At 69.6% G+C, this 6,863-nt stretch carries 2 protein-coding genes; one reads left to right on the top strand and one right to left on the bottom strand.

What is annotated here, in order from left to right:
• Positions 1-166: 166 nt before the first annotated feature.
• Positions 167-4,228 carry a DddA-like double-stranded DNA deaminase toxin gene (locus IE180_RS34230; protein ID WP_229861191.1) on the bottom strand — a complete coding sequence of 1,354 codons (4,062 nt, stop codon included), beginning with the start codon at positions 4,226-4,228 and terminating at the stop codon, positions 167-169.
• A gap of 614 nt (positions 4,229-4,842) precedes the next feature.
• Between IE180_RS34230 and IE180_RS34225 the strand changes: the two genes are divergently transcribed.
• Positions 4,843-6,729 (top strand): FG-GAP-like repeat-containing protein, encoded by a 1,887-nt coding sequence (locus IE180_RS34225; RefSeq protein ID WP_190160849.1) that lies wholly within the window; start codon positions 4,843-4,845, stop codon positions 6,727-6,729.
• The last annotated feature ends 134 nt before the right edge of the window (positions 6,730-6,863 follow it).

Here is a 6,863-nt window from a genome sequence, read left to right as displayed (position 1 = left end):
ATGTCCACATCAACGACACGACGGCGGAGTAGTCACATGATCGGCCGGACATCTCCTAGCAGGGCTGGTTGTCGCGGGCCGTCCTGGAAATTGCAACCATCGGCACCCGTATTACATGAAGGCGCTGCTCTGCGTGTGCAGAGCAGCGCCTTCATCTATTCAGCGGTTACCTCTCGCAGTCCTTTCCGGTCGCGAGTCCTTCCAGTTTCATGGGTTCCGGCATGTCGGGGTAGTGGACGATCAGTGTCTGCCCCACGCAGAGGAGTGCGGGAACGGCCTGTTGGCATCCCTGGTTTCCTCCGTCCTTCGGGCAGACATAGTTGGTGTTGATGACGACGTCCATCTTGTTCGGGGCTTTCCCCTGGCGCATGTAGAGAGCAAGCTTCGTCTCCACGTGGTCGGCCGCCCAGACGCCACCCTTTTCGAGATCGAAATTCGGTGACTCGCGAAGAATTTTGTTGATCTCGTCGGAGAGGCCGCTCTTGCCGCTCCAGATGGGGTCCTTCCAGAACCGCTTGCCGTCGGCGAAGGCGTACCCGACGGTCTTGTCCGTGTCAGGCAGGTCCGCCCATGCGTCGAGCACCCACTTCTCGCAGAGAGCGCCGTCGGTGTTGTGGACCAGGACGTCGGTGGTGCCGGTGTTGACGTAGTAGGTGTGGGTGCTTTCGACGGTGAGGTCGTAGGCGGGCTGGAGGCCCTTCCAGTGGCTGATCCGGCCGACCTGGATCGCCGTGCCGACCGGGGTCCGCAGGGCGTCGCCGACGCGAAGGTCGGTGGCGTCCACCCAGCGCTTGCGGTTCTCCACCCAGTACGGGTGGTGATCGGTGGAGGTCAGGCCGGAGCCGTCCGACAGCGTGACGTCGGTGAAGTCGCGGTCGTCAGGGGTGGTGATGGCGCGGGTGACCGGCCGGGCCGCGGTGGTGCCGGTGGCGGGGTCGGTGGCGGTGACGAGGTCACCGACCTGGATCTCCTCGATGGCCCGGCGGGTGCCGTCGGCCATGAGCACCTTGGTGCCGGCGGGGAAGCTGTGCTTGGCGGCTTCCACGAGGCATTCGGTGGCGCGGCGTCCGGCCCGCAGGCCTCTGATGCCGTCGATCGCGTCGTCGACCTTGGTCAGCAGCTTCAGCTTGCCGACCGGCAGGACTCCGGCCGCGGCCATGGTGCAGCCGACAAGGGTGGGGGTGGTGATACAGGCCTTGATGTCGTTGAGGCCGGTGACCTCCCACACGATCTCGCGGAGGGTGGGGTCGATCTCCGGCATGCGGATCTCGGAGTGCTCCGGATCCAGCGCGCAGGCCATGATCGGTGCCATGGTCTCGCGGGTGGGGTGCGGGACGCAGATCCGCTTGGGTTTGGCCTGTTCCTGCCTCTTGCGGTCTTCTTCGGCCCGACGGCGGGCCTCGGCCTCCTCCTTCTCCCGCAGAGCCAGGACCGCGCTCCAGGCCTGCTTGGCCTCGGCCTCGGCCTGGTCCTTGCTCTTGCCGGCCGCGATCGCGGAGGCACGCGCCTCGTCAGCCGACTTGTCCGCCTCGTGCGCGGACTGGCGGGCGTAGTCCGCGGAGAACTGGGCCTGAGCCGCGGAACTCTCTGCTGCCGAGGCATCGGCCTCGGCACGGCTGGCAGCGCTGCGCGCAGAGGCCGCGGAGTTCGCGGCCGCAGTCGCGCTTGCGGCGGCCTTGTCGGCCGAGGCCTTCGCGGAAGCGGCGAACCCGGCGGCATCGTTCTTGGACTGCAGCGCCTGGGCCGCGGCGTCTTGGGCCTCGGCATCGGCCTTCACGGCCAGCGCGGCAGCCTGAGCCGCCTTCCAGCGGTTCTCCTGCGCCTTCGCGGCGACTTCGTCGCCTTCGGCGAGGAGGACCTCGATCTGGTTCTTGTGGTGGTCGGCGAGGTCGTCCTTGCGCTGGGCCATGTACTGGCCGGTGGTGACGAACTCGTGCAGCAGGTCGGGCGGCCCGGCCAGGGCGATCTTGGCGGCCGCCTTGACCTCCGCGCCTCCGGTGGTGGCAAGACGCGCGGCGGTGACCTTGTCGTCGTCGACGCGCTCGGCGTACTGAGCGGACTGCAAGAAGACCGCCAGGGCCCTGCCGGTGCCCTCGGCGAGGGCGGCCTTGGCCGCCTCCCTGACACCAGGGCCGCCGGTGTTGGTGAGCCGGGCGACGTCGACCTTCATGTCGTCGAGACCGACGGCGTACTGACCGCTGGTGTAGAAGCCGCGGATCTGCTCGGGCGTGCCCTTGAGGATCTCGACCGCAGCGGTACGCACGGAGGCGTACGGGCTCTGGGTGGAGAGGGTGAGTACGCGCTGGCGGACGTCGTGCTGTTCGGCCTCCTTCCAGCGGGTGCGCAGGTAGTCCAAGACGTCCTGGTCGGTGCCGGCGAGCGCGCGGGCGGCGGCTTCCTGATGCCAGGGGCCCAGCAGCTTCATCGCCTGCATGGCCAGCTCGCGGCCCTTCTTGGCGGTCGCGGCGACATCGACGTCCGGCCGGCTCGCCTCCTGCGCGAGAAGGGTGGCCGTGTCCTGCAGGCCCAGGGCCTGGACCTGGGAGGCGGCAGAGGCCGAGATGGCCCGATCGCTCGCGGACTTCGCCGAGCGGGCGCGCTCGACAGCGGCCTCGGTGCGGGTCGTCAGATCGTCCGCCTCGGCCTGGTTGGCGAGGTCGAAAATCTCCCGGGCCTTTTTCACCGCGGCCGAGGCCGCCTCCGCAGCCGTCTTGGCCGCGTCGGCGTTCTTCTGAGCCTGAGCCGCGTACGTCGAGGCGTTGCCCGCCTGGCGGACGGCTTCGTCAGCGAAGTTCGCGGCGTTCTCGGCGTGCGCGGCGGCGGAGTTCGCCGCGTCGCGCGCCCCGTAGGCGGCCGTGGCCGCTCGGCGTGCCAGGGCAGAGGAGCGGTCGGCGGCAGCGCGTGCGGCGGTCGCGTGACGGCGCGCCTCGGCCGCGGCCTGCCGGGCCTCGTCCGAATGCAGGCCCGCCTCGTCGGCGTAGGTGTTGGCTTCCTCGGCCGCGGATGCGGCCGCGTCGGCGTTGTCGGAGGCTCCCTTGGCGGCGCCCGCCGCCAGACCGGCGGCCGTGGATGCGATACCGGCCTTCTCGGCCGCGGCGGCGGAGTCCTTCGCCAGCTGCGCCGCTGCCCGTGCGGTCGCCGCGGCGCCGCGGGCCGCCTCGGCGTCGTCCTTGTTCCCGGCTGCGGCGATGGCCGCGTTGTAGGCCTTGTTCGCGGCGTCGGCGGCCGCGGCGGCCGCCGACGCGGTCTGGGCTGCGGCGAGAGCGGCCCGGCGGGCGGCACGGTTGGCGGCGTTGGCCGATCCGATCGCCTCCTGGGCGGCCGACGCGGCAGCACGGGCGGCGTCGGCGGCCTGCTTGGCCTTGACCGCGGCGCGCTCGGAGTCGGCCTTGGCCGCCTGTGTCTCCCTCGCGGCGTTCTGAGCAGCGGTCTTGGCCAGCTCCGCTGCCGTGATCGCCTTGGCGGAGGCCTCCTGGGCCTGCTTGGTGGCGTCCTCGGCCTGCTTGCCGGCCTGCTTGGCCTGCTCGGTCAGCTCAGCGATCGAGGCGTGGACCTGGTCACGGTTGCGGGCGGTGAACTGCCCGACCTCCAGGAACTCGACGATGTCCTCGGGCGTGCCCTTCAGCGCGACCTTCGCCGCTGCCTTGACGTTCGGCCCGCCCGTGTTCGTCATCCGGGCCACGTCCACCCGGTTGTCGTCCTGTTGCGCGACATACTGGCCGGAGTTCAAGAACTCCTCGCGGTCGGCGAAGCTGCCCAGCAGGGCGGCCTTGCCCGCGTCGCGTACGCCCGGGCCCCCGTAGGTGACGATCCGCGCGATGTCGACCTTGCGGTCCTCGTCCAGCGGATCGCGGAACCCGTAGAGGAGGAACCTCCGCAGGTCCGCAGGCGACTTCAGCATCGCCTCCTTGGCGGCCTGCCGAACCCCCGGCCCACCGGTCATGGCCATCCGGGCCGTATCGACCCGGTTGTCGTCGTACTCGATGGACGGGGCCTCATCCAGGAACTTCTGGATCGCCTCCGGACCGCCCAGCAGCGCCTGCTCGGCGGCCTCCTTCACTCCCGGACCGCCGTTGTGCCAGAAGTCGACGATCTGCGCCCGGACTTCCTGCGGTGACAGGGTCGGGGCCTCGTCCGCTGCCGCGGCGGGTCCACCCAGCAGGCCCGAGAGCAGGCCGGCCGCGAGCAGCCCTCTCAGACCACGCCGACGCGCGGAAAACCTTTCCAATGCTCCCGAACCAGACGTCCAGGAGGGTATTCGCCGTTTCACGCGGCGCCCCCTTTAAAATACCTCGTTTCAGCCCTCCGGAACGGCACGGAATCAACCCGCGAAAGGGGCTTCATTGAAATTGCGCGTATTGCACTTGACTGAAAAGAGTCCATCGGGCCGTTCGAGGAGGGTTCGATCCGGATGATCGTACAGCCGTGACAGGACCCTGCCGCACCGGCCCGACCCGGTGGCTACGGGCCGACAACGCGCAGGTGAGGCCCTGCTTCTGCCGTGCCGCGCGTGTCGGGCGGCGTGATTCCGGGCTCCGCAACGCCGCTGCCACCTGACAGCCAGTCAGTAGCGTGAAGGGTTGCACGGCAGGTCAATGTTTTTTTGAGATCTTGATCATGTTTGAAATGGCCGGAAGCTGATCTTGGACGTGGTTGAATTTTCGGGGAAATCAGATGGGACCTCCGTGTCTTGTCTCCTGCTTTTCTGGAAGGCCCGCAATGGCTATATCCCGCGCGCGCAGACACCTGATGGTCGGTGCGCCGTCAGCGCTCGCACTGACCACTCTGTCCCTCACGGCGGCTCCTCCGGCGACCGCGGACTCGCTGCCCGGTGTGGATGCGATGTCGTATGCGGTGGAGGACTTCTCCTACCCTGGTGCGGCGGCCATTCAGGCGGAGAAGGCGATCACGCTCAAGCGTGGTGACGGCAACTTGATGCTGCAGGCCTGTGACGGCACGCAGGACATCCTGGTCAACACCCGTTCGGGGCTGAAGGACTACTGCTTCGACGTCAAGACGAAGCCGGCCTACCTCTCCCTGGAACTGCCCTCCGCGTACGGGATCTGGACCGAGGCCTACCCGGTCAAGACCACCATCGAGGCCGACGGCACCAAGACCGTCATCGACGCCCCCGCCAACGACTTCACCGGCTACGGCGAGGCCACCGCGGACCGCATCAAGTCGAGCCTGATCGAACTGCGTGTGACCGGCACGGACGCGAACCCGCCCGCTCCCGGCGGTGACCAGACGCTCGCGTTCACCGGCAGGATCACCATCGGTGACGGCAAGCGTTCCTGCACCGCCACGCTGGTCGACCCGTACTGGGTCCTGACGGCCAAGCACTGCTTCGCGGACAACCCGGCCGACACCAGCACGGTTGCCGCGGGCGCGCCGAAGGAGAAGACGACCCTCACCGTCGGCCGCACCGACCTGCTCACGTCCGGCGGCCACACCACCGACATCGTCGAGCTCGTCCCCCGTGCCGACCGTGACCTCGTCATGGCCCGCCTGGACAAGCCAGCCTTCACCGTTACCCCGGTCGTGTTGTCCGCCACCGCGCCGACCGCGGGCCAGGACGTCACCGTCGCGGGCTTCGGGCGGACGAAGAACGAGTGGGTGCCCTCCAAGCTCCACTCCGCCACCTTCACCACCGGCGTCTCCGACGCCACCGGCGTCCTCCTCGCGCCCAAGTCCCCGGCCGACGCCACCGTCTGCCAGGGGGATGCGGGCGGCCCGGCGATCCGCACGGAGAACGGCAAGCCGGCCCTGGTCGGCATCACCGCCCGCTCCGGCCAGGCTGGCTGCCTCGACGCCGCCAACACCACCGCCGGCGCCTATGACGTACGCACCGACGACATCCGCGACTGGGTCAGTACTCTGACCAACCGCCGCTCCGCCGCAGTCAACGAGGCCGGTGGCAACGACCGGATCCGCTGGGCCGACTTCGACGGCGACCGCAAGCCGGACTACATCAGCGTCGCCGACAACGGCGAGGTCTCCGTCTGGCTCAACCGCGGCGGCGACCCGGCCGGCTCCAACGGCTGGCAGCCGCTGGGCCGCGTGGCCACCGGTCTGACCACCGACCGCAACCGGGTCCGCTTCGCCGACTTCGACGGCGACGGCAAGGCCGACTACTTCCTGATCAACACCGACGGCTCCGTCGAGGTCTACCTCAACCAGGGCGGCGACCCGGGCAACGGCTGGAAGCACATCGGCAAGGTCGCCTACGGCACGACCAGCGACGCCACCAAGGTCCGCTTCGCGGACTGGGACGGCGACGGCCGCTCCGACTACCTGGTCTTCACCGACTCCGGTGCCCTCTCGGTCTACCTCAACCGCGGCGGCGACCAGTCCGGCAACGGCTGGCCCGCGACCGGCACCGTCGCCACCGGTGTGACCAGCGACCGCTCCCGCATCCGCCTCGCCGACAACGACGGTGACGGCAAGGCCGACTACCTCCACATCAAGTCCGACGGCAAGGTCGACCTCTACCTCAACCGCGGCGGCGACCCGGCCGGCGGCACCGGCTGGAACACGATCGGCCAGATCGCCAGCGGCGTCACCACCGACCACACCAAGGTCCAGTTCGTCGACTTCAACGGCGACACCCACGCCGACTACGTCGTTGCCGGCGCGGGCGGCAGCGCCTCCGTCTGGCTGTGGAACGGCGGCGACAAGTCCGGCCCCAACGGCTGGACCGGCATCGGCAAGGTCGCCAGCGGCACCTGACCGGACACCGCACGACCGGGCCCGGGGCCCTTCAGCACCCCGGGCCCGGCCGGCGCCCCCGGCCCATCCAAGCCCACAGGACAGGGCACGCTCGGGGCCGGCGGACTCTCCTCCGCCGGCCCCGAGCAGCCTCT

It is taken from the genome of Streptomyces litmocidini, assembly GCF_014649755.1.
GTDB classification, from domain to species: domain Bacteria; phylum Actinomycetota; class Actinomycetes; order Streptomycetales; family Streptomycetaceae; genus Streptomyces; species Streptomyces litmocidini.
Note: the sequence above shows the minus strand (reverse complement) of the source record. Positions and strands in the feature narration are given on the sequence as shown.

Excerpts from the sequence above, each read along its gene's own strand:
- IE180_RS34225 (WP_190160849.1), top strand. The coding sequence starts at position 4,843 with ATGTCGTATGCGGTGGAGGACTTCTCCTACCCTGGTGCGGCGGCCATT.